A 13,899-nucleotide genomic window follows, 5' to 3' on the forward strand; every position below is an offset into this window, starting at 1 on the left:
CATGTCCTAATCCAACATCTTCTTCAACTGATACAAATAACTCAACGCCTGTTTTGGGCTAAGATCATCAGGATCAAGTTTATTTAACATAGCCACTATTTCACGCTGATTTTCATCTTCGTTTAATAGTGGTAATTCAGCTTGCAATGCAGAAAGCGCTGTTTTTCTCACCGCACTTTTATTTGATAATTTCTCAAGCTGCGTTAATTTCTGCTTGGCTAACTTAATCACATTTTTTGGCACACCCGCTAACGCCGCCACGGCTAAACCATAACTTTTACTGGCGGCCCCCTCTTGCACATTGTGCATAAAGGCAATGCTGTTGTTATGCTCCAACGCATCTAAATGCACATTCACCGTACCCCTAAGCTGTTCTGGCATCGCAGTCAGTTCAAAATAATGAGTAGCGAATAAGGTTAAACAACGGATTTGATTCGCTAACCATTCGGCACAAGCCCACGCCAGTGATAAACCGTCATAGGTAGATGTGCCACGTCCTATTTCATCAATCAAGACTAAACTTTGTGCGGTGGCTTGATGGAGGATATTTGCCATTTCGGTCATTTCTACCATAAAAGTGGATCGTCCCGAAGCCAAATCATCACTTGCCCCAATACGAGTAAAAATACGATCAATAGGACCAATCACCGCTCGTTCCGCAGGCACAAAACTACCGATATAGGCCATTAAGGTAATCAAGGCAGTTTGTCGCATATAGGTACTTTTACCGCCCATGTTCGGCCCTGTAATAATCAATAAATGACGCTGTTGATTAAGCTCCACAGGGTTGGCAATAAACGGATCTTTTAATACTCGTTCCACCACGGGATGACGGCCGTTTTCAATGTTAACCCCAATGTCATCACTAAATTCGGGTTGTACATAATGTAAGCTGTCTGCACGTTCGGCCAAATTGACCAACACATCCAATTCCGCCAAACTCAAACTGGCTAATTGCAAACCGCCTAAGTGCGGTAGAATTTGATCGAAAATTTCATCATAAAGCTGCTTTTCTAACGCTAAACTTGCCCCTTTGGCTTTCAGGACTTTATCTTCGTAGGTTTTTAATTCCGGAATAATATAACGTTCGGCATTCTTCAAGGTTTGACGGCGAACATAGTGAATCGGTGCTTTGTGAGCTTGCCCTTGGCTAATTTGAATGTAGTAACCATGTACCGCATTAAATCCGACTTTCAAGGTATCAATCCCCGTGATTTCTCGTTCACGGCGTTCTAAATCGTCTAAATATTGGGTTGCCCCTTGGGCTAAACTTCGCCATTCGTCTAATTCGGCATGATAGCCTTCGGCGATCACGCCACCGTCACGGATTAACAGAGGCGGATTGTCAATAATCGCCCGTTCCAGCAAATCTAAAATGCGTGGAAATTCGCTAATTGATAAGGAAAGTGCGGTGAATTTCTCCGAATTTTTGAGAATTTGATTAATTTCGGGTAATTGGGCTAACGCCAAACGTAAACGAGAAAAATCTCTTGGGCGAGCGGTGCGTAATGCCACTCGAGCTAAAATCCGTTCCATATCGCCCACTTGTTGCAACAAGGGTTGTAGTTGATCAACTAAATCCAGTTGCAAGATTTCCGCAATATAGCTGTGACGTAAACGTAACTTTTCCACTTGACGGATCGGTTGATGCAACCAACGTTTTAGCAAACGGCTCCCCATCGGTGTCACACATTTATCCAATACCGCAGACAAGGTATTTTCGGCGCCACCACTGAGATTTTGGGTCAATTCTAAATTGCGTCGAGTAGCCGCATCTAATTGAATATTCTCACTATGTTGAATAAGGCTGATGCTTTGAATATGGGGTAATGCCGTACGTTGGGTGTCTTTCACATATTGAATTAAACAGCCCGCTGCACATAAGCCTCGTACCGCTTTTTCTACCCCAAAGGCAGTAAGATTTTGCGTACCGAATTGACGATTAAGCAACTGTATAGCGGTCGCTAATTCAAATTCCCAAATAGGGCGACGGCGTAAGCCTTTGCTATTGGCAAGCATATCCATTTCGGCAAAATCTTCGCAATATAATAATTCAGCAGGCGCAAGCCGTTGCAATTCAGCTTTTAGGGTTTCTTTATTTTCAGGTTCACTGATTTGAAAACGCCCTGAACTCATATCAATGGTGGCTAAACCAAATTTGGCTTTTTCTTGATAAACCGCAACAATCAGATTATCTAAGCGTTCAGGTAACAGATTTTCATCACTCACCGTACCGGGTGTGACGATGCGTACAATTTTCCGCTCAACAGGACCTTTACTGGTGGCAGGATCGCCAATTTGTTCACAAATCGCCACGCTCTCGCCCAACTGTACTAATTTTGCTAAATAGCCCTCTACCGCATGATATGGCACGCCTGCCATAGGAATCGGTTCCCCCGCAGATGCTCCCCGTTTAGTCAGTGAAATATCTAACAGGCTTGATGCTTTTTTGGCATCATCATAAAACAGCTCATAAAAATCGCCCATGCGATAAAACAACAGAATATCGGGATTTTCTGCTTTAAGCGTTAAATATTGTTTCATCATGGGGGTGTGATTTTCAAAATTCTGCATAAAAAACTCGTTGGGATTAGGATTTGGTAAGATTATAACAAAAAGTGCGGTGCTTTTTATGGGCGTTTTAGGATATTTATAGAAATTGTGATGATTTTTCAAAGATCATGTGTTTCTACTTGGTGTTAATCAGGTAGAAACACATTCAGCAAAAGCCTATCAAATATTCAACATTTCCGCATCATCAATAAAATACTGATTCATATCAAAGGCTGGTTTGGCATCTCGATCTTTGCCAATAATCCGAGCTGGCACACCAGCAGCGGTGGCATGTTCAGGAACCGGTTGCAACACCACGGAATTGGCCCCGATTTTGGCATATTTACCCACTTCAATATTGCCAAGGATTTTCGCTCCCGCCCCGATCATCACGCCCTCACGGATTTTAGGGTGACGGTCGCCAGTTTCTTTGCCTGTACCACCGAGTGTGACACCTTGTAAAATAGACACATCATTTTCAATCACGGCGGTTTCACCCACTACAATACCAGTAGCATGATCGAACATAATGCCACAACCAATCTGTGCGGCGGGGTGAATATCCACATCAAAGGCGACTGAAATTTGGTTTTGTAAATAAATGGCAAGTGAACGGCGTTCGGTTTGCCATAAATGATGGGTAATGCGGTAGCTTTGAATGGCGTGGAACCCTTTCAAATAAAGCAACGGGGTCGACCATAATTCCACCGCTGGGTCACGTTGGCGGACGGCGTGAATATCGCAAGCGGCACTTTCAATAATACTCGGTTGATCCTGATACACATCTTCGATAATTTCACGCAAGGTAATGGCGGGCATGGTGGCGGTGGCTAATTTGTTCGCCAAGATATAGCTCAACACACTGCCCAGATTTTTATGCTTTAAAATGGTGGAATGGAAAAAGCTCGCTAACACTGGTTCGTGATCCACCAATTCCTTGGCCTCATCACGAATTTTCTGCCATACCTCATTCAACATGGTTTACTCCCTTATTCTGCTTTTTTCTCACGCCCTAATAATGCCATGGCGGCATCTTTGGCGTTTTTATGTTGGAACAACACTTGATACATTTGCTCCGTAATCGGCATTTCCACCCCTTGCCGTTGGGCTAACAACGTGGTTTCCTTGGTATTATAATAGCCCTCCACCACTTGACCAATCTCTTGCATGGCTTGTTCTGCTGACACACCTTGCCCCAACATGAGGCCAAAACGGCGGTTACGGGATTGATTGTCAGTACAGGTTAACACTAAATCGCCCAAGCCTGACATGCCCATAAAGGTTTTCGGATCCGCACCTAAAGACACCCCTAATCGGCTGATTTCGGCAATGCCACGGGTAATCAATGCGGTTCTGGCATTGGCGCCAAAGCCCATGCCGTCAGACATGCCTGCCGCAATGGCAATCACATTTTTCACCGCACCGCCGAGTTGTACGCCGATCATATCTTGATTTAAATATACCCGAAAATGCTTACTACAATGAATGCGATTTTGTAATTCCACCGCAAATTGTGGATCGTTAGACGCCAAGGCAATCGCAGTGGGCAAACCGGCGGCGAGTTCTTTGGCGAACGTTGGGCCAGATAACATGGCTAAAGGATAATGCGTCCCTAATTTTTCTTCAATCACCGTTTGCAATAACCGCCCTGTATCTCGTTCCAATCCCTTTGTTGCCCACGCAATACGGCTATCGGGGCGTAAGTGCGGTTTAATTTGATCGATCACCTCCGCAAACACATGGCTTGGTACCACGATCAACAAATCTCGGGATTTTTGCACCGCAGTTTTAAGATCAGATTCAATATGCAACGCCGTAGGAAAGGGAATTTCCGGCAGGAAACGGGCATTCTGTCGGGCATTTTCTAATTGACGACAATGCTCAGGATTGTGTCCCCAAAGATAAGTGGGGAAGTTATTACGGGAAAAGGCAATGGCTAAAGATGTGCCATAAGATCCAGCCCCGAGAACGCTAATTGGTGTTGGAGTGGTCATGACTAACGCCTTAAAATTGGATAATGAGGGCGGAAATCGCAATCCGCCCCGACAATTTAATTAATGAGTCGTCGGTTTTTCCGCTTGCTCTTCTTCTTGCTCAATGCGACGTAAATGTTCCATAAACAACGCATCAAAATTGACTGGCGCAAGATTCAACGCAGGGAATGTGCCACGATTCACTAAGCTCGAAATTAATTCACGTGCATAAGGGAACAACATATTCGGGCATTGTGACGTTAAACAATGGGCCATTTGCATATCTTCTAAACCGCTAATGCTAAACACACCGGCTTGTTTGACTTCGCAAATAAAGGCGACTTCTTTGCTGTCCTCCATGGTGGTTTCCGCCGAAATGTTTAACACCACTTCGTATAAATCATCACCTAATTGTTTGGCTTCTGTACTTAAATCAAAGCTCAAATTCGGTTTCCATTCTTGATGAAAAATATGCGGTAAATTCGGCGCCTCAAAAGACACGTCTTTCACATAAATACGTTGAATTTGAAAAACCACTTCAGGTTGTTGTTCTTGTGTTGGTGCTTGTGTTTCTTCAGTCATATAAAATCCTTATTTCACTAATGGTAAATTGGCAGCGTTCCAACCCGCAATGCCCTCTTGTAACGCATACACTTCGCTAAAGCCTTGTTTTGACAAGATTTCCGCAGAGGTATTCGCCACGGCACCGGTGGCACACACTAAAATCATTGGCATCTCTTTATGTTGTTCTAGTTTGCCTAAATTGTGTTTCTTAATATCGCTTGGCAAAAATTGTTTACTATGAATAATGTGGCCACGTTTAAATTCGTCAATACTACGCAAATCAATCACCACGGCATCTTTATTATTGATTAACGCCACTGCTTGTGAATTTGTAATTAATTTCACTTTGCTTAAGGCAGATTTGACGAATACATAAATGGTCGCCACAAAAATAGCGACCCAAGCGACCACTAACAAGGTATGGTTTTTGGCAAATTGTGTTGCCAACGGCATAAATTCTTCCATATTGTTCTCAAATGCAAATAAATAAAAATAGGCGTTAAGTATAACCGACTTTCCGCATCTTGCAAAAACTAATTTTTGTTAAGCCGTTAACCAGAACGTAACGGGGCCATCATTGGTTAAACTCACTTGCATATCGGCGCCAAACTGCCCCGTAGAAACGGCGATTTTTTCACCGCACTTTTGCACAAAATAACGATACAATTCATTGGCTAAATCAGGCGAGGCCCCTTTAGAAAAACTCGGGCGCAAGCCTTTTTGTGTATCTGCCGCCAAAGTAAATTGTGACACCACCAATAGCGAACCGCCTGCTTGTTGCACATTCAAATTCATTTTACCCTGTTCATCCGCAAAGACCCGATAATTCAGCACTTTTTCGACTAATTTATCCGCTTTCGCTTGCTCATCTTCTTTTTCCACGCCGAGCAATACCAATAAACCTTTGTCTATTTCACCGACAGTTTGGTTGTCTACGTTCACATTGGCGTGAGTGACACGTTGGATTAATGCGATCATTTATTTCTCCAGAAGAAGTAAAGAACATTATTATACATCCCTTAATCATCATAATTAAACTGTATATTGAAAGCATCACTAATTGTATTGATATTTTTGGCTTTTGTCATTACAATGTCATTATTTGTAATGACAAAAGGGGGGATTATGGCGACTTCAAATCTAAATTTCCGTATTGATGAAAATCTAAAAAATGAGGCCAAAGTAATTATTGACGGTTATGGGTTATCCTTTACCCAGTTATTTAAAATGCTTTTGAACCAAGTGGTAAAAACTGGCGAGATTCCTTTATCTCTGAGCTATAACAGCACAAAGGGCTATCGGGCAGATGTTGAAAAAGAGCTTTTAGAACAATTTGCCGCCGCACGCTCAAATGATAACGAAAATGTCTGCAAATCGACTGAAGATCTTATTAAATGGGTACAAAGTTAGTGGCTAAATATGACTTTTTACCGCAGAAAACATTCAAAAAAGATGCAAAGAAACATCAAGATGTCTTTTATTCACCAGAATGGATCGAAGTTGCTCATTGTCTTTTGAATGGCGTTGATATGCCTGCGAAGTATCGAGATCATCAGTTAAAAGGTAATCTCAAGCAGTTTAGAGAGTGCCATGTGCGTAATGATCTGCTTTTAGTCTATGCAATCAACGAAGAAGTTCAAGGCATTGAATTGTATCGGTTAGCGACTCATTCAGAATATTTTTAAAAAATTGACCGCACTTTTTGGGCGATTTTACTTTAAGAACATAAATTAAGGGGCATAAACTTGCGTTATATGCCCCTTAATAATTATGGTTAAATCGTATTTACCCTTAATCTTCAGAATCTTCTTTCGCCCATTCTAAAGCACGTTTAACCGCTTTTTTCCAACCTTTATAACGTTTAGCACGTTTTTCTTGATCGCCATCAGGAATAAAGGTATGTTCTATTTCCGCTTTATTTTTGAGTTCATCAAGATTTTTCCAGAATCCTACTGCCAAACCAGCCAAATAAGCAGCACCTAATGCTGTCACTTCTTTGACTTTTGGACGTTCTACTTGGGTATCTAAAATATCCGCTTGGAATTGCATTAAGAAATTATTTGCGGTTGCACCACCATCTACACGTAAACTTTGTAATGTAGCGCCAGAATCCGATTGCATGGCCTCCAATACATCTCGAGTCTGATAAGCAATAGATTCAAGGGTTGCACGTACAATGTGATTGCGATTTGCACCACGAGATAGCCCTAAAACAGCACCCCGTGCATAAGGATCCCAGTATGGTGCCCCTAAGCCAGTGAAAGCAGGTACCACGTAAACACCATTACTACTTTCCACTTTTGTAGCAAAATATTCACTATCTGCACTATCATGTACAACTTTTAATTCATCACGTAACCATTGAATTGATGCCCCAGCAATAAAGATGGATCCCTCTAACGCATATTCTGGCTCACCTTTCGCATTACATGCGATAGTGGTTAACAAACCATTCTGGGATTGCACCGCTGTTTTTCCTGTGTGCATCAACATAAAGCAACCTGTACCATAGGTATTTTTTGCTTGTCCTGCATTCACACATAAATGGCCATAAAGTGCAGCTTGTTGATCCCCTGCAATCCCTGCAATAGGAATACGCACGCCACCTTTACCCCCAATATTGGTTTGACCATAAACTTCAGATGAATTTTTCACTTCAGGTAACATAGAACGTGGAATATCAAGTAATTCCAACATTTTATCGTCCCATTGTTTAGTATGAATATTAAACAGCATGGTACGAGAAGCATTGGTGTAATCTGTCACATGCACACGTCCTTGCGTTAACTTCCAAATTAACCACGTATCCACTGTACCAAATAATAATTCACCACGTTCTGCTTGTTCTCTAGCCCCCTCCACATTATCTAAAATCCATTTTACTTTTGTACCTGAGAAATAAGGATCCACCACTAATCCTGTGGTTTTACGAATATAATCTTCGTGTCCATCCGCTTTTAATTTGTCAGTAATATCTGAAGTACGACGACATTGCCACACAATCGCATTATAAACAGGCTTACCAGTTTCTTTTTCCCACACAATCGTTGTTTCACGTTGGTTTGTAATCCCAATCGCTGCGATTTCATCAGAGGTGATCCCTGCTTTTGCTACCACTTCATTGAGTGTTGAACTTTGAGTTGCCCAAATTTCCATTGGATTATGTTCTACCCAACCCGCTTGTGGATAAATTTGAGTAAATTCACGTTGAGCAATTTCGATAATATTAGCATTATGATCCAACAATACTGCTCTTGAGCTCGTTGTACCTTGGTCTAAGGCGATAATGTATTTTTTATCTGTCATAATAGATTCCTTCTTTTTTAAAGAGTGGTATAAAATTCAGTGATGTTTATTCTTTGCAGTTGCAAGGTAAATTTAAACCTATAAAGTGTTTATACGCCCAAGCACCTAATAATGCGCCAATAACAGGCGCCACAATAGGCACGATAGCATAAGGAATGGTTAATCCTCCTGTTAATGCAATTTCTCCCCAACCAGCAAGAGATGCGAATAACTTAGGTCCAAAATCACGAGCAGGATTCATTGCAAAACCAGTTAGCGGTCCAGTAGATGCCCCAATCACCGCAATTAATACACCGATTAATAATGGGGCTAATGGGCCACGTGGCACGCCATTACCATCATCCGTTAATGCCATGATTAATGCCATTAAAACCGCTGTGATGACTAATTCGACTAAGAATGCCTGACCAAAACCGATATGTGGATTTGGATAGGTGGAAAAAGTACCTGCTAAAGATAGACTTTCGGCTGAACCACGCACAATATTATGAGCGTTTTCGAAATCAATGAATAAATTCATATACAAGAAATAAATTAACGCTGCCGCACAGAATGCACCTGCCATTTGTGCGAAAATATAGGGTAGCACTCGTTTACCATCAAAACAGGCAAACTTCCATAAAGCAATCGTCACAGCAGGATTAAGATGAGCGCCTGATAACCCAGCCGTTGCATAAACAGCTAAAGCAACCCCCATACCCCAAATGATACTGATTTCCCATTGTCCAAAACTTGCGCCCGCTACTTTTAAAGCAGCAACACAACCACACCCAAAGAAAATCAGTAATGCCGTACCAACAAATTCACCGATACAAGCAGCTTTTAATGATTTATCTAATGCCATAGCACATCTCCTTAATTGTAGATATTGAAAACGTGAAGATAGACAGCAAAACTATACTCACCACTTTAGTTAACGCTTAAAAATGATATTGTGTACACAACTGACGGAATTCACTCACTTGTTGAGCAACCCAATCGGCATCTTTGTTTAATTCTGGGGCAATGTAATTTGCCACCTCTTCTGCGACCGCTGAAGCTGCTCTTGCATCTAAGAACAAGAAACGGATTCGGCGAGCCAGCACATCTTCCAGTGTTTGCGCCATTTCTTCACGCACCGCCCATAAGGCCTCGGCGTAAAGGAATGGATAGTCTGGATGAATTTTGCTCCCTGCTTTTGGATCACTTGCCGCAAGCTGCTCAATATGCGCTCTATCGCTACCGTAGTAGCCAAGGTGACTAGCCATATCCGCAGGGTGGTGTCCGTGAATTTTTAAATCTACGGTAACACATTGTTTTTTCGGTAAAATGCCCTTATCAATTGCAGCCTCTAAGGCATCTTCTGCCATTTGACGATAGGTTGTCCATTTACCGCCAATAATATCCACCAAACCAGAATCACTAATATGGATTTTATGGCTACGGGACACCTCTTTGGTGCTTTTATTTTCGCCTTTCGGTGCCGCTAATGGACGCAAGCCCACAAACACACTGCGAACATCTTCACGTGTTGGCGCTTTGACAAAATAATCTTTGGCGGTTTGTAAAATAAACTCGACTTCTTGCTCTAATGGACGAGGTTCATATTCGGCATTTTTTACGAGCGTATCGGTGGTGCCGACCACTAATTTATCATGCCAAGGCACGGCGAATAACACCCGACCGTCCGAGGTTTTTGGCACCATTAAGGCGGATTCATTCGGTAAGAAATCACGATCAATCACGATATGAATACCTTGACTTGGCACAATACCGTCCATTTCTTCTGGGTTATCCATGGCGTTGATTTCATTGGTAAATACGCCAGTGGCATTCACGACACATTTGGCTTTTACGGCAAAATGTTCACCGCTGAACACATCTCTGGCCTGCACGCCGTTAATTTTACCTGCCTCGTTTTTATCTAAACCCACCACTTCGCAATAGTTGACTAAGGTTGCCCCTTGTTCTGCGGCGGTTTGTGCTAAGTTGATGGCTAAACGAGCATCATCAAACTGACCATCATAATAACACACGCCATTATTGAGTTTTTCGGGTTTCACCCCTTTTAATTGGGTTTGGGTTTCGTTTTTGCTCAAATAGCGAGTATGCCCAATACTCAAGGCACCCGATAAACGGTCATAAATCCACAAGCCTAAGGTGTAATAATAGGCGGTCCACCATTTTTCACCGGGGATAATAAAGGATTCGCTTTTAAATAAGTGCGGTGCATTTTTGCCGAGTCTGCCACGCTCACGCAAGGCCTCTTTCACCAAAGCAATGTCCCCTTGTGCCAAGTAGCGTACACCACCATGCACCAATTTTGTGCTGCGACTGGAGGTGCCTTTGGCAAAATCGACACGTTCCAATAACAAGGTGGAAAACCCACGGCTCGCGGCATCGACGGCTATGCCCAATCCTGTGGCGCCGCCACCAATAATGACGACATCCCATTCTCGGTCTGTTTTGGCCTGTTGTAAATTTTGATTTCTGTTCATAATAAAATTCTCATCAAGATCAAAAAAACTATGATAAACATACTCATTTTTTTCTTAATGAGAAAGTACTTTGTTTCAAAATTGTGACATTGATCACAATATTTTTTCGTTTTCACTCAAAAACAACAAAAAACCCAGAAAACGTGCGGATATTTATTCGGAAAAGATTACGTAATCTCCTTTTCTCGCACTTGGTGCATATCCAATTCCCCCGCCTTAATCAAACGCATATCGCCCAACACAGCGGCCAGTTGCGCACCGAGTAGAATAAAAGTCCAACTTAACCAAATCCACAATAACATAATCGGCAAGGTGGCCATGGCGCCGTAAATCAGTTGATAAGAGGGGAATGTGGTGATATACCAAGCGAAACCTTGTTTACCGAGAGTAAAGAAAATCGCTGCAATTAAAGCGCCCGCAGCGGCATGTTGCCAATAGATTTTTTGATTAGGTACGAGCAAATAAATCAACGTAAAACTCAACCATGTGAGGAAAAACGGCACAAAGCCCAGTAATTTCAGGCCAAAGGGTAAATTAATGCCCTCGTTAAATAATTGAAAAGAGGTAATATAGCTTGAAATGGCAATACTCGCCCCGATAAAAATCGGGCCGAGGCTTAAAATGGTCCAATAAATGGCAAAAGAAAACACCAGACTGCGGCTTTTGGCTCGCCAAATTTGATTTAACATGTCATCAATGGATTTAATCAACATCAATGCCGTGACAATCAACCCCACCACCCCGACGGCGCTCATTTGTTTAGAATTGCCTACAAATTCATCAATATATTGACCAACTACATCACTGGCAGAGGGGGCAAAATTGGTGAAAATAAATTCTTTTAATGCGCCTGTCATTTCGTTAAACATGGGGAATGCGGAGAAAATGGCGAACACCACCATCACCAACGGCACAATGGCTAACATGGTGCTATACGTTAGCGATCCTGCGGCTTGCGTGAGTTTGTTTTGTTGGAAACGTTGCCAAAATACGTCAATAAATAACCGAAACAGAGATGTTTTATTCATAAAGATTTTTCCTTGAAAGTGCGGTACAATTTGTCATTATTTTTTATGAACGCACTAAATTATTATGTTAGACATTGTTTTATACGAACCTGAAATTCCACAAAATACAGGTAATATCATTCGCTTATGTGCCAATACAGGCTTTCGCTTACATTTAATTGAACCGCTAGGTTTCACGTGGGACGATAAAAGATTACGCCGCTCGGGACTAGATTACCACGAATTCGCCGAAATCAAAAAACATAAAACCTTTGAATTATTTTTGCAAAGCGAGCAACCCAAACGCTTATTTGCCATGACCACCAAAGGCGGACCGGCACACAGTGAAGTGCGGTTTGAATTGGGGGATTATTTGATGTTTGGCCCTGAAACTCGTGGCATTCCTATGGGCATTCTCGATCAAATGCCGATGGAACAAAAAATTCGCATTCCCATGACGGCGAACAGTCGCAGTATGAATTTATCCAATTCCGTGGCGGTGGCAGTGTATGAGGCGTGGCGACAATTAAATTATCAAGGCGCAATCAATTTAAATCGTTAAAAGCAAAAAGTGCGATGAAAAACTCACTGATTTTTCATCGCACTTCTATCACTACTTTCCAATCCAAATGGAGAGAATCCCTTTTTCTCTCAAGTTCCTAAACATACCCTACTTTAGGCGTCCCCACGCCTGTAAGATATGTGGTGAATTATAAAGAAAATCTGATGCGTGTAAATGACAAAATTGTAAAGGGAGTGTAAAGGTTATTGATTTTAAATGTAAAATCTAAAAAAATTATTTTTTAAAAAGAGCAAATACACCTTGTTATTTGCTCATTTTGAGCGTTAAATTGCAATTTTTTGAGCAGTTTTGGCGCTTTCAAAGGCTTTTTCGATGATGGTTAACACTAAAATGACTTCATCTAACGTCACAAAGGGTGATGCCTTTTGCACAAGATGATCATAGAGATTATCAAACAAAGCTCGATAGCTGGTGTTGGCATTCGGATAAGCATAACGCACGAGGTCGTTATTCAATTCGGTATGCAAAATCCCCCAATCCGTTTCCTTTTCCGCATTCCATTGCCCCACAGGCGCCACGCCGTCAATAAGCAAACGTTCTTGTGAATCAGCTTTAGCTTTCACATAGGAACCACGTTTTCCATGTAAGGCAAATTGCGCATTGGGTTCACGCACATATTTGCTCGCCATCAAGGACACTTTCAGGCCATTGGCATAATACAAATGCACATCAAAATTATCATCCACAATGGAATCTTCATGTTGCGAACGAATATCCGCAAACACGGCTTGAGGTTTGCCGAATAAATACACTGCCTGATCGATTAAATGGACGCCTAAATCATACATCAAGCCCGTTCCCTGTTCGCCGGTTTCTTTCCATTGTTTTGGATTTTTGCTTTTAGCATAACGCTCCATGCGGATTTCACAATCCACCGGTTCGCCCAATAAGTCTTTGTGTAAAATTTCACGGGCAGTCGCAATATGGCTATCCCAACGGCGATTTTGATACACATAGAGCGTAACGCCTTGCTGTTCGGCCAAGGCTTTTAATTCCATGGCTTGTTGTGATGTTGCTACTAACGGCTTTTCGACTAACACATGTTTATGCGCCAAAATCGCCTGTTTCACCATATCATAATGGGTTTGATTGGGCGTGGTAATCACCACGAGATCGATATCGTCGGTTAAAAGTGCGGTGTAATTTCGCACGATTTCCACATCAGGCAACCATCCCTTTACTCGGTCGGTGGTGCGCTCATATACTTTACGAATGCAATAACGAGGATCGGTGTTGAAAAAAGGCACATGAAATAATCGAGCGGAATAACCGCTGCCAGCAATGGCGACGTTAATTGGGTTCATTGTTTTCCTTGGGGTTGTAACCCTCACCCTAGCCCTCTCCCAAAGGGAGAGGGGACTGTTCGGTGGAGTTAATTGATTTGATTTACCTCATTCAGACTCTTTCCCCTAAACAGTTCCCTCTCCCTTTGGGAG

The 13,899-nt window shown here is 42.2% G+C and carries 14 protein-coding genes; 3 read left to right on the forward strand and 11 right to left on the reverse strand.

Annotated features, from left to right (window positions below):
* Nucleotides 1-6 precede the first annotated feature (6 nt).
* From mutS to dtd, 6 genes are all read right to left on the reverse strand, one after another.
* Nucleotides 7-2,574, reverse strand: a complete 2,568-nt coding sequence (gene mutS / locus ACTG7Q_RS01950; RefSeq protein WP_439240280.1) for a DNA mismatch repair protein MutS — start codon at nt 2,572-2,574, stop codon at nt 7-9.
* Nucleotides 2,575-2,733: 159 nt separating this feature from the next.
* Entirely contained in the window at nt 2,734-3,531 is a 798-nt protein-coding gene (gene cysE / locus ACTG7Q_RS01955; protein ID WP_439240282.1) for a serine O-acetyltransferase, read from the reverse strand.
* 11 nt (nt 3,532-3,542) lie between these two features.
* The gene (gene gpsA, locus ACTG7Q_RS01960; protein WP_439240284.1) at nt 3,543-4,547 is read right to left on the reverse strand and encodes an NAD(P)H-dependent glycerol-3-phosphate dehydrogenase; all 1,005 of its coding nucleotides are present in this window, start codon (nt 4,545-4,547) and stop codon (nt 3,543-3,545) included.
* Between the two features lie 60 nt (nt 4,548-4,607).
* Nucleotides 4,608-5,108 carry a protein-export chaperone SecB gene (secB, locus tag ACTG7Q_RS01965; protein ID WP_439240286.1) on the reverse strand — a complete coding sequence of 167 codons (501 nt, stop codon included), beginning with the start codon at nt 5,106-5,108 and terminating at the stop codon, nt 4,608-4,610.
* A gap of 9 nt (nt 5,109-5,117) precedes the next feature.
* A complete protein-coding gene (locus ACTG7Q_RS01970; RefSeq protein ID WP_439240288.1) occupies nt 5,118-5,555 on the reverse strand; it encodes a rhodanese-like domain-containing protein in 438 nt (145 codons plus the stop codon).
* Nucleotides 5,556-5,633: 78 nt separating this feature from the next.
* Complete coding sequence (gene dtd / locus ACTG7Q_RS01975) at nt 5,634-6,068, reverse strand: D-aminoacyl-tRNA deacylase (RefSeq protein ID WP_439240290.1); 435 nt, start codon at nt 6,066-6,068, stop codon at nt 5,634-5,636.
* Nucleotides 6,069-6,215: 147 nt separating this feature from the next.
* Here dtd and ACTG7Q_RS01980 point away from each other — a divergent pair, with 147 nt between their 5' ends.
* A complete protein-coding gene (locus tag ACTG7Q_RS01980) occupies nt 6,216-6,500 on the forward strand; it encodes a type II toxin-antitoxin system RelB/DinJ family antitoxin (protein ID WP_439240292.1) in 285 nt (94 codons plus the stop codon).
* A complete protein-coding gene (locus ACTG7Q_RS01985; RefSeq protein WP_439240294.1) occupies nt 6,485-6,775 on the forward strand; it encodes a type II toxin-antitoxin system YafQ family toxin in 291 nt (96 codons plus the stop codon). The genes ACTG7Q_RS01980 and ACTG7Q_RS01985 overlap by 16 nt, the downstream gene beginning before the upstream one ends.
* Nucleotides 6,776-6,881: 106 nt before the next feature.
* Here the strand turns inward: ACTG7Q_RS01985 and glpK are convergent, their stop codons facing one another.
* The 4 genes from glpK to ACTG7Q_RS02005 form a co-directional block, all read right to left on the reverse strand.
* Nucleotides 6,882-8,396, reverse strand: a complete 1,515-nt coding sequence (gene glpK / locus ACTG7Q_RS01990; RefSeq protein ID WP_439240296.1) for a glycerol kinase GlpK — start codon at nt 8,394-8,396, stop codon at nt 6,882-6,884.
* A 46-nt stretch (nt 8,397-8,442) separates the two neighbouring features.
* Nucleotides 8,443-9,240: an MIP/aquaporin family protein gene (locus tag ACTG7Q_RS01995; protein ID WP_439240298.1), complete on the reverse strand. Its 798-nt coding sequence runs from the start codon at nt 9,238-9,240 to the stop codon at nt 8,443-8,445.
* 76 nt (nt 9,241-9,316) lie between these two features.
* Nucleotides 9,317-10,873 (reverse strand): FAD-dependent oxidoreductase, encoded by a 1,557-nt coding sequence (locus ACTG7Q_RS02000; RefSeq protein WP_439240300.1) that lies wholly within the window; start codon nt 10,871-10,873, stop codon nt 9,317-9,319.
* A gap of 167 nt (nt 10,874-11,040) precedes the next feature.
* Nucleotides 11,041-11,901, reverse strand: a complete 861-nt coding sequence (locus ACTG7Q_RS02005; RefSeq protein WP_439240302.1) for a virulence factor BrkB family protein — start codon at nt 11,899-11,901, stop codon at nt 11,041-11,043.
* Nucleotides 11,902-11,965: 64 nt separating this feature from the next.
* Between ACTG7Q_RS02005 and trmL the strand changes: the two genes are divergently transcribed.
* Nucleotides 11,966-12,442: a tRNA (uridine(34)/cytosine(34)/5-carboxymethylaminomethyluridine(34)-2'-O)-methyltransferase TrmL gene (gene trmL / locus ACTG7Q_RS02010; RefSeq protein WP_439240304.1), complete on the forward strand. Its 477-nt coding sequence runs from the start codon at nt 11,966-11,968 to the stop codon at nt 12,440-12,442.
* A 284-nt stretch (nt 12,443-12,726) separates the two neighbouring features.
* Here trmL and ACTG7Q_RS02015 read toward each other — a convergent pair whose 3' ends face one another.
* Nucleotides 12,727-13,767 (reverse strand): Gfo/Idh/MocA family protein, encoded by a 1,041-nt coding sequence (locus ACTG7Q_RS02015; RefSeq protein ID WP_439240306.1) that lies wholly within the window; start codon nt 13,765-13,767, stop codon nt 12,727-12,729.
* Nucleotides 13,768-13,899 lie beyond the last annotated feature (132 nt).

It is taken from the genome of Lonepinella sp. BR2474, assembly GCF_051851555.1.
Lineage (GTDB): Bacteria > Pseudomonadota > Gammaproteobacteria > Enterobacterales > Pasteurellaceae > Lonepinella.